The sequence below is a fragment of the Corynebacterium sp. sy039 genome (assembly GCF_007904105.1).
Taxonomy (GTDB): domain Bacteria; phylum Actinomycetota; class Actinomycetes; order Mycobacteriales; family Mycobacteriaceae; genus Corynebacterium.
The window spans coordinates 799,816-814,065 of the sequence record NZ_CP042325.1; the positions used below are offsets into that span (position 1 = coordinate 799,816).

The 14,250-nt window shown below is 48.7% G+C and carries 10 protein-coding genes; 7 read left to right on the top strand and 3 right to left on the bottom strand.

Translation table 11 applies throughout. The annotated features are described in order from the left end of the window. Nucleotides 1-17 precede the first annotated feature (17 nt). On the top strand, nucleotides 18-929 hold the full coding sequence (locus tag FQV43_RS03645; RefSeq protein ID WP_146338926.1) for an aldose 1-epimerase family protein: 912 nt from the start codon (nucleotides 18-20) through the stop codon (nucleotides 927-929). Between the two features lie 98 nt (nucleotides 930-1,027). Next, entirely contained in the window at nucleotides 1,028-3,028 is a 2,001-nt protein-coding gene (locus FQV43_RS03650) for a DEAD/DEAH box helicase (protein ID WP_146338928.1), read from the top strand. 44 nt (nucleotides 3,029-3,072) lie between these two features. On the opposite strand, the gene FQV43_RS03655 is transcribed toward FQV43_RS03650, so the two are convergent. From FQV43_RS03655 to putP, 3 genes are read right to left on the bottom strand one after another with little or no spacing between them, the layout of a single operon-like run. After that, nucleotides 3,073-3,534 carry a DUF2269 domain-containing protein gene (locus tag FQV43_RS03655; protein ID WP_146338930.1) on the bottom strand — a complete coding sequence of 154 codons (462 nt, stop codon included), beginning with the start codon at nucleotides 3,532-3,534 and terminating at the stop codon, nucleotides 3,073-3,075. A gap of 28 nt (nucleotides 3,535-3,562) precedes the next feature. Continuing rightward, a complete protein-coding gene (locus tag FQV43_RS03660; RefSeq protein WP_146338932.1) occupies nucleotides 3,563-4,189 on the bottom strand; it encodes an HNH endonuclease family protein in 627 nt (208 codons plus the stop codon). A 40-nt stretch (nucleotides 4,190-4,229) separates the two neighbouring features. Beyond that, nucleotides 4,230-5,801, bottom strand: a complete 1,572-nt coding sequence (gene putP / locus FQV43_RS03665) for a sodium/proline symporter PutP (protein WP_144274549.1) — start codon at nucleotides 5,799-5,801, stop codon at nucleotides 4,230-4,232. A 115-nt stretch (nucleotides 5,802-5,916) separates the two neighbouring features. On the opposite strand from putP, the gene FQV43_RS03670 reads away from it, so the two are divergent. From FQV43_RS03670 to FQV43_RS03690, 5 genes are all read left to right on the top strand, one after another. After that, a complete protein-coding gene (locus FQV43_RS03670) occupies nucleotides 5,917-9,003 on the top strand; it encodes a DEAD/DEAH box helicase (RefSeq protein ID WP_146338934.1) in 3,087 nt (1,028 codons plus the stop codon). Further along, nucleotides 8,996-9,775, top strand: coding sequence for an SWIM zinc finger family protein (locus FQV43_RS03675; RefSeq protein ID WP_146338936.1), 780 nt, complete (start codon nucleotides 8,996-8,998; stop codon nucleotides 9,773-9,775). The genes FQV43_RS03670 and FQV43_RS03675 overlap by 8 nt, the downstream gene beginning before the upstream one ends. Before the next feature lie 75 nt (nucleotides 9,776-9,850). Continuing rightward, entirely contained in the window at nucleotides 9,851-11,089 is a 1,239-nt protein-coding gene (locus tag FQV43_RS03680) for a metallophosphoesterase (protein WP_146338939.1), read from the top strand. A gap of 8 nt (nucleotides 11,090-11,097) precedes the next feature. Further along, nucleotides 11,098-13,734 (top strand): AAA family ATPase, encoded by a 2,637-nt coding sequence (locus FQV43_RS03685; protein WP_146338940.1) that lies wholly within the window; start codon nucleotides 11,098-11,100, stop codon nucleotides 13,732-13,734. A 25-nt stretch (nucleotides 13,735-13,759) separates the two neighbouring features. Next, the gene (locus FQV43_RS03690) at nucleotides 13,760-14,230 is read left to right on the top strand and encodes a MarR family winged helix-turn-helix transcriptional regulator (RefSeq protein ID WP_144274558.1); all 471 of its coding nucleotides are present in this window, start codon (nucleotides 13,760-13,762) and stop codon (nucleotides 14,228-14,230) included. Nucleotides 14,231-14,250: the final 20 nt, after the last annotated feature.

Here is a 14,250-nt window from a genome sequence, read left to right on the forward strand (position 1 = left end):
CTGGAAAAATTTTCCTTATGACTCCTTCTGGAAACGCATATACAGTAATCAAGCTGGGCTACCAAGATTACGAGGCGGAAATTTCCACTTATGGTGGCGGTATTAAAGCCCTGACCTACAAGGGGAAAAACTTAGTTGAACCATATCCTGACTCCATGACTCCGCCTATGGCATCGGGTGTGGTACTCGCCCCGTGGCCCAATCGGATTGAAGATGGTCGCTACCAGTTTCAAGGAAAAAGTTACCAGCTGCCGATAACGGAGCCTGAGCGTGCTAATGCCATTCATGGTTTAGTTTTGGATCGAATATGGCAGGTTATTCAAGCACATCCGCACTCTGTGGAATTAGGGATTTCGTGTGGACCGGAGCTTGGTTTTCCTTGGCAAATAGATATTCGGGCACGATATGTACTAGACGGGCATGGGCTTCATGCTGATTTTATTGCGCGAACACCATATCGAGCAGCACCTTATGCTTTTGGCTTGCATACATACCTTTGTGCTCAGGATATAGATCCGGCACAATGTGTGCTGCAGGTGAGCGTCGATAAGCAACTTGCGTTGAGTGATCAAAGAAAACTGCCACAAGGGATCGTAAAAGCTACACGACGAGCAGCCGACTTGGCGGCAGGGATAGCATTGCGCGGTCAATTTTTTGATGACTGCTTCTACTGGTCTGGTTCTGGTGGGGTTCGTGCCCAATTAGAACACAATGGTTGTGGGGTGGAGATGTTGTGCAGTCCGAATTTGCGGTGGCAACAGATTTTTACGCCTCATGATTTTCCAACGTCTCCTACTGGGCGGGCAGTGGCGATCGAGCCAATGAGTGCTCCTCCCAATGCTTTCGTGACTGGCACAGATCTTGTGGTACTGACGGCTGAGAACTCTGTGGAGCATAAAATACTCATCAGGGCACTAGAAAATAGCTGAGTGATAAGTTACACATATATTTTTCTCGTGTGTAAGTGTCACTAAATGAATGTTTGAGTAGGTAAAACAAGCGCCCATAGCGTAGGTTTGTAAGAGAGATGAGTATTACCGATAACGCCACCAGCGGCGAGAACGAGCTGGACGTGAATTTATTGTCGGAATCTCAGGATAATTCGCAGGTAGATGCTCCCTATTCTTTGGAAGATATAGTGGGAGAAGAAGAAAATGCCAGGGTTGCGAACACTTCTGAGGACGCCGGCTCCGCGCAAGAAGCGGACACTAATGAACAAGTACAACAAAAGCGCGACTCAGACAGTGATGATACACACCATGATCCTGAATCTGAGCAGAAAGACAGCAAGACTGCGCAGACAGGGTTCGAGGATCTTGGGTTAGCGCCTGCAGTTCTGCAAGCTGTGCAGAGAGTCGGGTTTGAGGTTCCTTCGCCTATCCAGGCGCAGACCATACCCGTACTCATGGAAGGGCATGATGTTCTTGGCTTAGCACAAACAGGAACAGGTAAGACTGCAGCTTTTGCATTGCCGATTTTGTCGCGCATTGATAAGAAAGTGCGTCATCCGCAGGCACTTATCTTGGCACCGACTCGTGAACTAGCACTGCAAGTTGCTGATTCTTTCCAGTCTTTTGCGGATCACTTAGGCGATATCCATATTCTGCCTATCTATGGTGGGCAGGCTTATGGTATTCAGCTTTCCGGTTTGCGTCGGGGAGCCCAGATTATTGTGGGTACGCCTGGTCGTGTTATTGACCACCTGGAAAAAGGCTCTTTGGATATTTCTGCTTTGCGTTTCTTGGTGCTTGATGAGGCAGATGAAATGCTCAACATGGGCTTCCAAGAAGATGTTGAGCGCATTTTGGAAGACACACCTGAAGACAAGCAAGTTGCACTCTTCTCTGCGACCATGCCTAATGGCATTCGACGTATCTCCAAGCAATACATGAATGATCCGCGTGAGATTCAAGTAAAGAGTCAAACGCGTACCAACACTAACATCACCCAACGCTACCTTAGCGTTGCCCACCGCAATAAACTTGACGCACTAACTCGTATTCTTGAGGTTACTGAGTTTGAGGCAATGATCATGTTTGTGCGCACGAAGCATGAAACTGAAGAGCTTGCTGAGAAGCTGCGTGCACGTGGATTTTCCGCTGCAGCGATCAATGGTGATATTGCTCAGGCACAGCGTGAACGCACCGTCGATCAGCTCAAAGATGGTCGCTTGGATATTTTGGTGGCCACCGACGTTGCAGCCCGTGGTTTGGACGTAGATCGTATCACTCACGTATTCAACTACGACATCCCTAACGACACTGAAAGCTATGTGCACCGCATTGGTCGAACGGGTCGTGCTGGTCGAAGCGGTGAAGCGATCTTGTTCGTCACTCCTCGCGAACGTCGTATGCTGCGCTCTATTGAGCGAGCAACAAATGCTCGTCTCGAAGAAATGGACTTGCCTACGGTCGATGAGGTCAATGAATCTCGCAAAGAAAAGTTCGCAGACTCCATTACGGAATCGCTAGAAGACAAGCAAATCGACGTATTCCGTTCTTTAGTCAAAGCCTATGCAGAACAACACGACGTCCCATTAGAAGACGTTGCTGCGGCACTTGCCACCCAAGCGCGTGCAGGTGAGTTCTTCATGAAAGAACCTCCGGCAGATAAAAGACGCGATCGACGCGAACGCGATCGACGTGAGCGCTTTGACCGCGAGGATCGTGGCTATGGTCGAGAGCGTCGTCGTGATCGTGACCGTGGCTCTCGTTTCGAGCGCAATGACAAAGACATGGAAACATACCGCCTAGCAGTAGGTAAGCGCCAACACGTGCGTCCTGGTTCTATTGTGGGTGCCCTAGCCAATGAAGGTGGCTTGAGCCACAGAGACTTTGGTCGCATTACCATTGGGGCAGATCACACCTTGGTGGATTTGCCGAAAAACTTGCCGCACTCCGTTTTTGAGAGACTGCGTGACACTCGTATCTCTGGTCAGTTAATTCATATCGAAAAAGATACTGGTCCTCGTCGAGGTGGTTATGGTCGGGAGCGTCGTCGTGATCGCGAGCGTCGTTGGCGTGACTAAGAAATGACAAATGGCATACCCCATCGGGTATGCCATTTTTTTAGCTAAAGAATCATCAAAACTGCAATGATAACCCAGAGCAGAGAGAAAATACCGCCGAACATTGACAAGTGATTCTTGGCCTTCTCCCAAGAAAAAGAAGCGGAATCGAACTCTGCAGCCCCTTCGCTAATGTTGAGCGCATCAGCCATGCGCTGCTGAATGGGCAGGATAAGGAAATAGAGAATACCCCAGGCAAAAACTGACAACATGATAGAGATATGGAACTTACCCTCGGACCAATAGTCACCCGTAAACATGATGGCGAACCCGATGAGGGGGACCAGCACCGACAAAATTCCATACGTACGAGTGATTTTATACAGCACCGCTGCAGAACCACGAGCAAGTTCATCACCATTGTGAGCGGCAAAAGCACGCACATGGAACGTCGACACGGCAAAAGTGACTGGGCCGAGGAAAAGAATGGCCGCTATGACATGGAGCAAAACGAGGAGAGAACCCACAGTAACCTTTCAACTTAGAAAATATAATTCAACCTCTAAGCCTATCCCACCACATGATAATTTTCCCAGCGCATTGTCTACGCATCACCGCAATATCCTTCCTGGGCAGCGCCAACTGGTAGCGCACGGCAACTTGAGCCACCCGACCCACGTACCAACAGCGATTTTTCGCTTTCGACGGTAACCACTGCGACGGTAATTGATCTGATTTCTCTTGATTCTGCTGCTTCGATACCGCAATGAGATTAAGCGGATCATTGGCGAACTCTTTGCGCTGGGCAGCCGTCCACCGATATGCCCCCAAATCCCAAGCAGCCGACAGCGGGATTACATGATCAATCTCGATTGGTTCACCATGACCACGAGGGCCGATGAGACGGCCAGAATAAGGATCGCTAAATGTAGCATTGGCCAGTTTGCAGTTCTGATCTCGCTTGTTTTGCGCTGCCTGGATGACAACCATGCGCATTGAACACGAACTATGAGCTGCAGTGGCCCAACCACCACCAAATTCTTCCCGACTATAACCTGGAACTTTTACGCGAGCAGCTCCAGCGCTTAGTTCATATAATGCTGGGTGAGGTCGCTCTTTGGGCAATGAATAACACAGTAGCGCTATGCTAAGCGCGCTAAGAAATACAAAAAGACGTCGCATGGATTCTTAGACTCCACACGACGCCACACGGTTCCCAAGATTAGGACTTTAGTGCTGTTTCAGTGATATCAGCGATATCAGTATGTGGGTTTTGAGCTGCAACCGTACTGACCCGTACTGCAGTATCAAAAGTATCAGTGACTTCGCTTCGTGGAGGAGCCGTAAGCAACGAAACAGCAACGGTAACAACAGTAGCGGAAAGGAAACCAGGAACCATCGCATAAAGGTCATCAGCAAGAGCAGAAGATCCCCACGCATACGATACGACTGCGCCAGTAAGCATACCTGCTACAGCACCTGGGGTATTGAGGCGGCGCCAATAGAGCATAAACAGCACCAGTGGTCCAAAAGCAGAACCAAAACCTGCCCAGGCGAAACTCACAAGACCCAGGATGGAATCAGACGGGTGGAGGGCAAGAACACCCGCTACCACAGCGACCGCAACAACCGCAGTACGCGAAAGGTTAATCAGGACATTTTCTTTAAGTTTTTCTTTCTTAAACAACTTAAAAATATCTTCAATCAATGAGCTTGAAGTAACGAGCAGTTGTGAAGAAATAGTAGACATAATTGCTGCCAACACCGCAGTAAGAATCAAGCCCGCGATAAGTGGGTGGAACAAAATTTTGCCCATGTCGAGGAAGATTGTCTCGAAAGCTGTCTGGTCAGAGATACTGAATTGCTCATTTTGTCCAAAGAACGCCGTACCGACAATTGCGACGAAAATCGCACCAACAATAGACAGCAGCATCCAACCCACGCCGATGAGACGACCTTGCTTAGCGTCGGCAGGCGTGCGCAAAGCCATAAAGCGGACGATAATATGCGGTTGCCCAAAATAGCCCAGACCCCAAGCAAGATTACCAATGATTGTGGCTGCAGAGACACCAGAAATCATGGAAAAATACTGAGGGTTGCCGATGCCTTCGGTATAAGGACCATAGTCATGTTCCGTTGCCCACGTCCAAATGCTGCTGGGGTCGTCGAGATAGAATAAAGCAAACACTGGCACAATAACCAAAGAAATGAACATGAGGCTGCCCTGGACAGCGTCGGTATAGCTCACGGCAAGGAAACCACCAATAAACGTATATGCAACGGTAATGACCGCCACAATGAGCATACCGTCGATGTAATTGGCACCAAATGTGGACTCAAAATACTTTCCGCCCGACACCATGCCAGAGGAAACATAGAACGTAAAGAACACAATAATGATAACCGAACTGGCAATACGCAGAATATGCGAATTGTCCTTAAGCCTGTTCTCGAAGAAACTAGGGATAGTGATGGAGTCGTCAGCAACCTCGGAATAGGCGCGCAACCGTGGCGCAACCCACTTCCAGTTAGCCCAACAACCAATAAGCAACCCAATAGCAATCCAGAGTTCTGACATACCGGTCACAAAAAGCGCACCAGGTAGCCCCATGAGGAGCCATCCTGACATATCAGAAGCACCTGCTGATAGTGCAGCAACAAATGGGTTAAGCCCACGACCAGCTAAGACATAATCATCATATTCACTAGTTTGGCGGTAGCTCCAGTAACCTATGGCGAGCATCGTCGCCATATAAATGATGATGGCCACGATGAACCAGGTGTGTTCGCTCATGTGCCCTCCTTCTTAAAAATGAACAACAGTGTTCTTTGGAGCCTAACAAAACCGTGCGACCTTGTGAAGTTTGTCGCTGTAGCGGCGTAGTATGCGCTGAGCTAAAGTGATAAGAATGACTTCTCACCTTATTCATGGGCTATGGCGCAGAGATAGCGGTATGCATTTATGGATAGAACAGGTGGAAGGACATCGCATTGTGGCACCTGCTGATGTACCAGACGGAGTATTATCACCAGTCCTCGCAGCTGCACTATCGGGGCGTAAGTTTAACCACCGGGTTCCTATGGAACTGATGACCCCCAAAGGGCGAATGGTGAAATTACACGTTCCTACTATTGCTTATGCGCCGCAGCAAGCTGTGGAAATTTTGTCCCAATTAGAGCCACAGTGGGCGAGTATCGCGTCGGATTTGCGGTGGATGATTCATCTTTACCGCGGTACGCGTCAATTCGTGCGTGCAGGTCGACTAAGTTTACGACTATCTTTTCATGACACTCGATGGTTTCCCATGTGGCAGCTTACTACGGGACTCAAAGAAAACGCTTGGCTAGTCCAAATGAATACGGCAGCCCCAGGTGTACTATTACGCAACTCAAGCACAGATTTAGCTCACGAGATGGCCCAGGAACTAAGTCATTGGATCGCGAACTCATTTTTGACGCCTTTTGCACAAAAAACACGTGCGACGCCGCTGCATAATTTTACCAAAGCCCTGTTAGAGTCCAAGCCAATATCATTGAGCACCGTGTCAGTGGTATCAGCCCTAAACGCATGGCGGGATTCCATTACTGCCTCTGATGCCCAATTAGTCGTTATAGCCGAAGAACCGCCCAAAGATAGCGAGCAGTTCCAACACTGCGACCCACAAGATATGGTGTGGGCTATTCGACTACGCGTGCGCTCCGGCACTGATACACCCATTCCTATTGATCTAAGCGCTGTGGATCGACTCACTAGGGAGCGGCTTCATGCTCTCAAGCAAGAATTATTCATTGCTGCACCCACTCTCGCCAGCGACGCAACACTGTCTGAACCTGCTCAACATATGCGCGACGAATTAGCCTCCCTGGACGGTGCCGGGCAATGGGATTGCTACCTCAGCATGGAGCAGATGGGGCAATTCCTTGCTCACGACGTCGCCCAGCTACGAAAACGTGGTTTTAGTGTCCTGCTGCCTAAGGCATGGTCTATGGGGCAGACGAAAGCAGCAATTTCAGTAAAAACTGCAGATAATGTTGCCCAATCCCAGATTGGGCTGGACAAGATCATCGAGTATGACTGGAAAATATCCATCGACGATATCAACCTCGATGAAATGCAGATGCGCCAATTAATCAACTCTAAATCGGGTTTGATTGAGCTACAAGGAAAATGGGTGGTAGCAGATACTGCCACTGTCAAAAAGATCAACCAATATATGCAGCAATTGGCGCAAAGCTCTAAGAAAAAATTGCTTGCCGATCTAGCAGAAGCAAAGATGCACGCTGAGCTAGCGGCTCCCGGTAGCGCTGAGCAGCAGCATTGGGCTGGTGTCGTTGCTCAACTCGAGCAACAATTAGCGCAGTCCAATGAGCGCGCTGGGGCAGTAACAATTGCGGATTTGCGTGAGGTGTCTTTGCGTAGCGAGCAGCCCATTGCCTTTAGTGGTGACCAATGGGCAGTGCAACTTGCTGGTGGCGTAGCAGCTTTTGATACCCCCGCGCCGGTGAGAGTACCGATCCCTGACATTGTGCAGGCAGATTTGCGTGATTATCAGCGTCGAGGGGTTGACTGGTTGCATTGGATGAGCGCGAATAATCTTGGAGCGATTCTGGCTGATGATATGGGGCTGGGAAAAACACTGCAGCTATTGGCGCTTGAGGCGGTGGAGCGTTGTGCAAAAGCGAGGCAGGAGCGTCGCCCGACGCTTATTATTGCCCCGACATCGGTAGTGGGTAATTGGCAGCGTGAAGTGCACAAGTTCGTTCCTGAGTTTCGCGTGGTAGTACAGCATGGTGCCTCGCGTAAACGAGATGAGGAGTTTATCGATCAGGCGTCGAATGTTGATTTGGTGATTAGCAGCTATGGCACAGTTACTCGAGATTATGCGCAATTTGCGCAGATTGAGTGGGAGCGGGTGGTCGTCGATGAAGCGCAGCAGATTAAAAACTCGAGTACGAAAGTAGCACGTGCTGTGCGCGCCATACCAGCACGACATCGCATAGCTTTAACGGGTACACCGATTGAAAACAAACTCACTGAATTACGATCCATTTTAGATTTCTGCAACCCAGGAATTTTGGGGTCAGCGTCGTTTTTCATCAATCACTTTGCGCGTGCGATCGAACGCCATCACGACGAAGTTATGACGCAACGCTTAAAAGCCTTGACGGCACCGTTTATTTTGCGCAGATTAAAAACAGATACCGCCATTATTAGTGACCTTCCGGAGAAATCAGAGATTGTGCTGAGCGTGAAAATGACCGCTGAGCAAACTGCACTCTATACCTCGTATGTTGAGCAAATCAAGAAACTATTACAGGAGTCTGAAGGGATTGCGCGTCGCGGGGTAGTGTTGTCAGCTTTGACCAGGATCAAACAAATTTGTAACCATCCGGCACATTTTTTGGGTGACAATTCAAGTTTTATGCTGCGCGCCCAGCATCGTTCTGGAAAGACTGCTGAGCTTATGCGCTTGGTGTCGATGGCACAAGAAACACAGCAGCGAGTGTTGATTTTTACCCAATACCGTGCTTTTGGCGATATCCTCGCCTCCTACCTCAGTGATTATTTCGATCAACCGATTCCTTTTCTACACGGTGGGGTGAGCAAAATAGGTCGTGATCGGCTGTTGGAAAACTTCCAGCGGGACGACGGACCACCAGTGATGGTGCTATCGCTCAAAGCTGGTGGCACGGGGCTAAACTTAACCGCTGCGTCCATGGTAATTCATATGGATCGCTGGTGGAATCCAGCGGTGGAAAATCAGGCTACTGACCGTGCCTTTCGGATCGGACAACGCAAAAATGTCACGGTTTATAAGATGGTGACCGTAGGGACTTTAGAAGAATCAATCCAAGACATTATTGAAGGCAAAATGCAGCTTGCTGGTGCTGTCGTGGGCGAAGGGGAAGGCTGGCTCACTGAGCTGTCTACTCAAGAACTAGAAATGCTCATAAGTTATCGCGATAGTGCACAAGCAGAGGAGAACGATGGCTAAGAAAACCAAGCGAGTAAGCGTGGGCAATGTCATCTATGCGAACTTTGGTGCTCCCAAAGACACCCCCGAGTCAGCTCAACCAACACGCGTGCACCAGGAAGACACACAAACCATTGGTAGTTTTGTCAATTCTCTTATCACACAACTGACAGATTCGCGAAGGGTGGCGCGTGGACGCACATATGCTCGCCAGGGCAGTGTGCTGAGTATGCAAGCACAGCGTGGTGCGATTAGTGCTCAGGTGATAGGATCGCAAAACATTCCTTTTACAGTGCATATTCGCTTCCCTCAGCGTCATGCGCAAGATAGAGCACGCATAAGCGAAATTATGCAGGAAAGACTACGAAAAACGAGTCGTCTGCCTCGCGAGATGTTAGAACTCATGTTGTGTCGTGATGACGAAAACATGGCTCTGAGTTGCGATTGCCCCGATAAGAGTTATTGCTGTAAGCACATTATCGCTGTGCTGCACACCATTACCCAAACATGGGAAACAGACCTTAAACGGTTTCTGGAATTCCGTGAGGTATCTATTGTGGAGCAATCCACGCCGAAGAAAACTGATACCCCAGAGGTGAATGACAGCTTTTGGTCTGGGCATGAACTACCTGAACTGCCGCAGCCAAAAAGTGCACCTGCACTGAATGATTCTGACCTTAGCCTCCTACATAAAGCAATGCGCATGCTCTCTTACACCAGCATCGATGAGTTACGTGCCGTGGCAGATATCGAAGATATGTATGATTTTCTTGTGCACGACGTCGAAGACTGAGTATTTTTGCTCATTTCGCTCATATTTTCTATTCTCGCATAGCTGGGGACGTAGTTGTGTGTTAGACCTTAAACCATGAGTATAAGGTTTTTACACACATCAGATTTTCAGATTGGCATGACACGTTGGTTTCTAGAAGGCGAAGCCCAAGCGCGATTCGACGGTGATCGTGTCGAGGCCATTCGTCGTTTAGGCAAAGTGGCAAAAGAACATGACTGCGATTTCATTATCGCTGCCGGCGACATTTTCGACGGGAATGCGTTGAGCGAACAAACCTTTAGCCGTGCAGCTGAGGAGCTTTATCGGGTAGCCAAGGACACCCCGATTTATCTTTTAGCAGGTAACCATGATCCTTTAGATGCGCATTCTTATTTTCCGCACTTGGCTGAAAACAGTGCCAACATTTATATTCTCGAAGCAGGGAAACCACTAGAAGCCACAGCTGCGAGTGGTGAAAAAGTAGAGATCATTGGTGCGCCTTTATATGCCAAGGAAGCAACGAGGGATTTAGTGGCTGAGGCTTTGGCGCCTTTGGAGCCTGTTGATTATGTCAGGATTGCGGTGGGGCATGGGCAGCCACCGGGCTACCAAGGGCATGATGATTTGGATGCTATTGACTTAGATAATGTCAACAGCAAAATTGCTGCTGGTGTGATTGATTATCTAGGTTTGGGGGATACCCACTCCACAAAACAGCTTGATAAAGCAGGTAGGGTATGGTTTTCAGGTTCGCCAGAAACAACGGATTTCCACAAAATTGATACAGATGGTGGGGAGAATAATTCCGGCAATGTGCTTGTGGTCAGCGTCGATAAGCAGCATATAGAGGTGGAGACTATCCCAGTGGGGGTATGGTTTTTTGAGCAACTTCGGGCAGAGATTAACTCGCTAGGAGATGCTCAGGAGTTTATCGCTAGGCTGGAGGCGTATCCAGAGAAAAAGAACACTGTGATTAAGTATGCGCTGGTGGGGGTAGCTGACTCGCAGACAAAGGCTTATCTCGAGGCGGAACTTGCCGCGCTTGAACCGGTTTTTGCAGCGTTGATGAAGCATAATCGCTTGATGAATCTTGTGGTGAAACCTGATTTGGATGCGCTTGGGCTTAGTGGTTTCGTCTACACCAGTTTTCAAGAATTAGTGGAGCGCAGTCAACAACTTCCTCGGAAAGAAAAAGATGACGTGGAAGAAGAAAGCACAGAAGACGAAGAGATTGCTGAGTTGAATCCGCAAGACTTAGACCAAGCGCAAACTATCGACGATGCCTTAAACCTGTTCTACCGTTATGCCATGAGCGACAAAAATAAGAGGAATTAAGAGAAACAATGAAAATACATAGCATTGAGATCAAAAATTACCGTGGTATTGAACACGCGCAGCTCGACGATTTACCTGAGCGGGGTGTCATTCTCATCAGCGGTGAAAATGAGATGGGTAAATCAACCATTATGGAAGCCGTCCGCAATGTACTGAACCTGAAACATGGCGCGAATACCCAAGACATCAAAGCAACACAACCAAAACTTAAAGACGTGGGGCCGGAAGTAGAACTGCACTGCAGCATTGGTAGCTATGAGTTGAAGGTCAGAAAGCGTTGGCTGAAAGGTAAATCCTCTCACCTCGATATTCTTGCGCCGAAGAAAGAACAGCTTACGGGCCGTGATGCTGACGCTCGTCTAGAAGAAATTATCAATGACAATCTTGACAAATCCTTATATGGCACTTTGTTTATCGAGCAGGGCGCAGAATTATTTGTGAGTTCGGAGTTTGGGGCAAAGCAGAAAACTGATTTTTCCAAGCTGGGAATTGGCGATATTAAAGCAGTAGAGTCAGCTCTCGACACAGTATCCGGCAGCATAGACACCGATTTAGGCAGTGACCTCATAGCGCAGGTGGAACAAGACTATTCCCACTATTTCAATGCCCTTGGGAAATACTCCACGTCCAAAAACAGTCCTTTCCATCGAGTGACTCATGCGAAAGAAGAAGCGGTTTCTCGTTATGAAGAAGCCCAGAAAAAGTACCAGGAATATGAGCATACACTGAAAGAGTACGCAAAAATTGAACAGCGTATTCTGGAAATAGAAAAGGAATTACCACAAAAAAGACAGTCGCTCACGCAGTTACAGAAGCAATGGGAAGAGGTAGAAACAGCTCAAGCAGAATATGGTCAGGTGCAAGAGCAGCATCACGACCTAGAGGAAGCGCTTGACAATGCCAAAGAGCGCGAGGACAAGCGTCGAGAGCAGATACAAGAAATCGAAGAAAAGCAACAGCAGCTTCTCAAAGAAAAACAAGAGATCGAACCCTTGGTGCCTAAGTTAGCGCAGCTGCAACAAGAACAAGAGCAGCTCAAAGAAGAACTAGGGTCATGTCGTGCTCAACGCAATGAGCTCAGGAAACGCATACAACTCGTGGGGAAAATACAGGCTGGTCGTGAGCTGACTGAGGTGCAGCAAGACCTAGCACAGATGGCGAAGTTGGATGAGCAATTACAGCAGCAACAACCATCACGCACAATGAGTGCCACCGATTTTGATCGAGTGCAGCAGGCACGTCGCGATGTGGAGATGGCAGAGCTTGTTTTTGCTAGTAAAGCCACATCGGTGAGTATCAGTGCTGCTCACGATACCTTGATTCAGGTGGATGATGAGCAGCAGCAAATTGGGGCACAGCCGACGACCATAACTCTGAAAGAAGAAAAAACTTTCACGATTGCTGATGTGTCGTTGAGCGTGAAACCTGGAGCAGCAGATGCTCTCGACGCTCTAGAGCAGGCACAACAAAAACTCCACAGGGTTGTGCAGGAACTTGAATGTCATAGTTGGGAAGAAGCCGAGCAGATACGCGAAGCAACGATTGCATGGGAGAAAACCAAGACTGATCTGACACAACAACGCGACAAAGTGCTTGGTAAGCGCAAAGTGGACGAGCTTACTCAGCGTGTGTGGCAATTAGAAAAAGAAAGCCAAATGCAGCAGTTTTCTGCCGACGAAATAGCTCAGGCTGAAGTTGACGACCTTGAGCAACTCAGGGCTGCAGAAGAAGAATGCTTACGTAGAGAAGAAAAACTGCAAGGCGAGATATCGAGTAAGGACGCTGTCATTGCGCTTGGCAATGACATTGCTCGCAAGCAAGTGCTCATTGATTCTTTGACACAGCAGTTAGAACGTGAATGCGCAAAGTTGGCGCGAAGTCGCGAAACTGTGAGTGATGAAGAGCTCGCTAAGCGTCGAATAAAAGCTGAGGAGAGCGTCGAGAAGCATGCTGTGCGGTTGCAAGAATTAGCGCAACAGCTTGAAAAGTTGGATATCGAGTCCTTGAATTTTGAGTTGCAGGCCGCGCAGAACATTGTTGCTAATGCAGAAAAATCGCTTAACGACGCGGACAGCAAACTCAAGGAGCTCAAAGGAATTATTGCTTTTGCTGAAGGCGTTTCGGAAAAGCTTAACGATGCTTTTGCACAAAAGAACCGGGCAATGATGAGCTATAACGCAGTGGTGCAGCGGGCAGAAGCCATACGGCTGCTCTACACTACGCTTAAAACGCATCGCGAAGCGGCGCAGAAGAAATATCAAGAGCCTTTGCTCAAACAGCTTGTGCAGTTGGCGAAACCAATTTTTGGCAAAGACGTGTCCTTTGAGATCAACGAAGGCCTACAAATACAAGGGCGCGTACTTGGCGGCACGGTCATTGGCTCCAAGGAACTATCCGGCGGTGCGCAAGAACAGCTAGCGCTTATTATGCGTTTTGCCATAGCTCAGCTGGCAGCCGAGGAAGAAACCCCAATTTTCATGGATGACCTCCTCGGAGCTTCTGACGCTCAACGCCTTAAGGCCATGGGCGTGGTTATTTCCGAGGTCGCAAAGAACACCCAAGTCTTTATCCTGACCTGTATGCCTGATCGCTTTGCTAGCGTAGCGAATCGGAAAGAATATCCGATGGAGGATATTTTGTGCTAAAACTTTCAAGGACTACAGTAAAAGGGTGAATACGAGCCTTTCTGATTATCCTTTCGAGCCACGTTGGCTAAGCGACGACGAGCAAAAGTTTTGGCGGTTGCTTTTGGCCGCCAACAACAAAATCGAGCGCACGATAGATGCGTCACTTCAGGAATCAGAAGGGCTTAGCTCTGCAGAGTATGCTGTGCTCGTGTGCCTATCTGAAGCCCCTGGGGAGTCGCTACGGCTACGCGAACTATGCGATATTTTGGGATGGGATCGCAGTCGTGCTTCTCATCAGGTAACGCGAATGGAGCGCAAAGGTTTGCTCTCAAAACACAAATGCGAAAAAGACGCCAGAGGAATTTGCATTGTGTTGGAAGAAAATGGAAAGAGAAGACTCATCCGTGCTGTTCCTGAGCATGTCGAAACTGTGCGACGCCTCGTATTTGACCGTTTAGAGCGCAAAGACCAGGAGGCGATCAGCAATTTTCTCAGCGCAATTGTGCATGCGTGAGAGACTCTTGCAGTTTTATG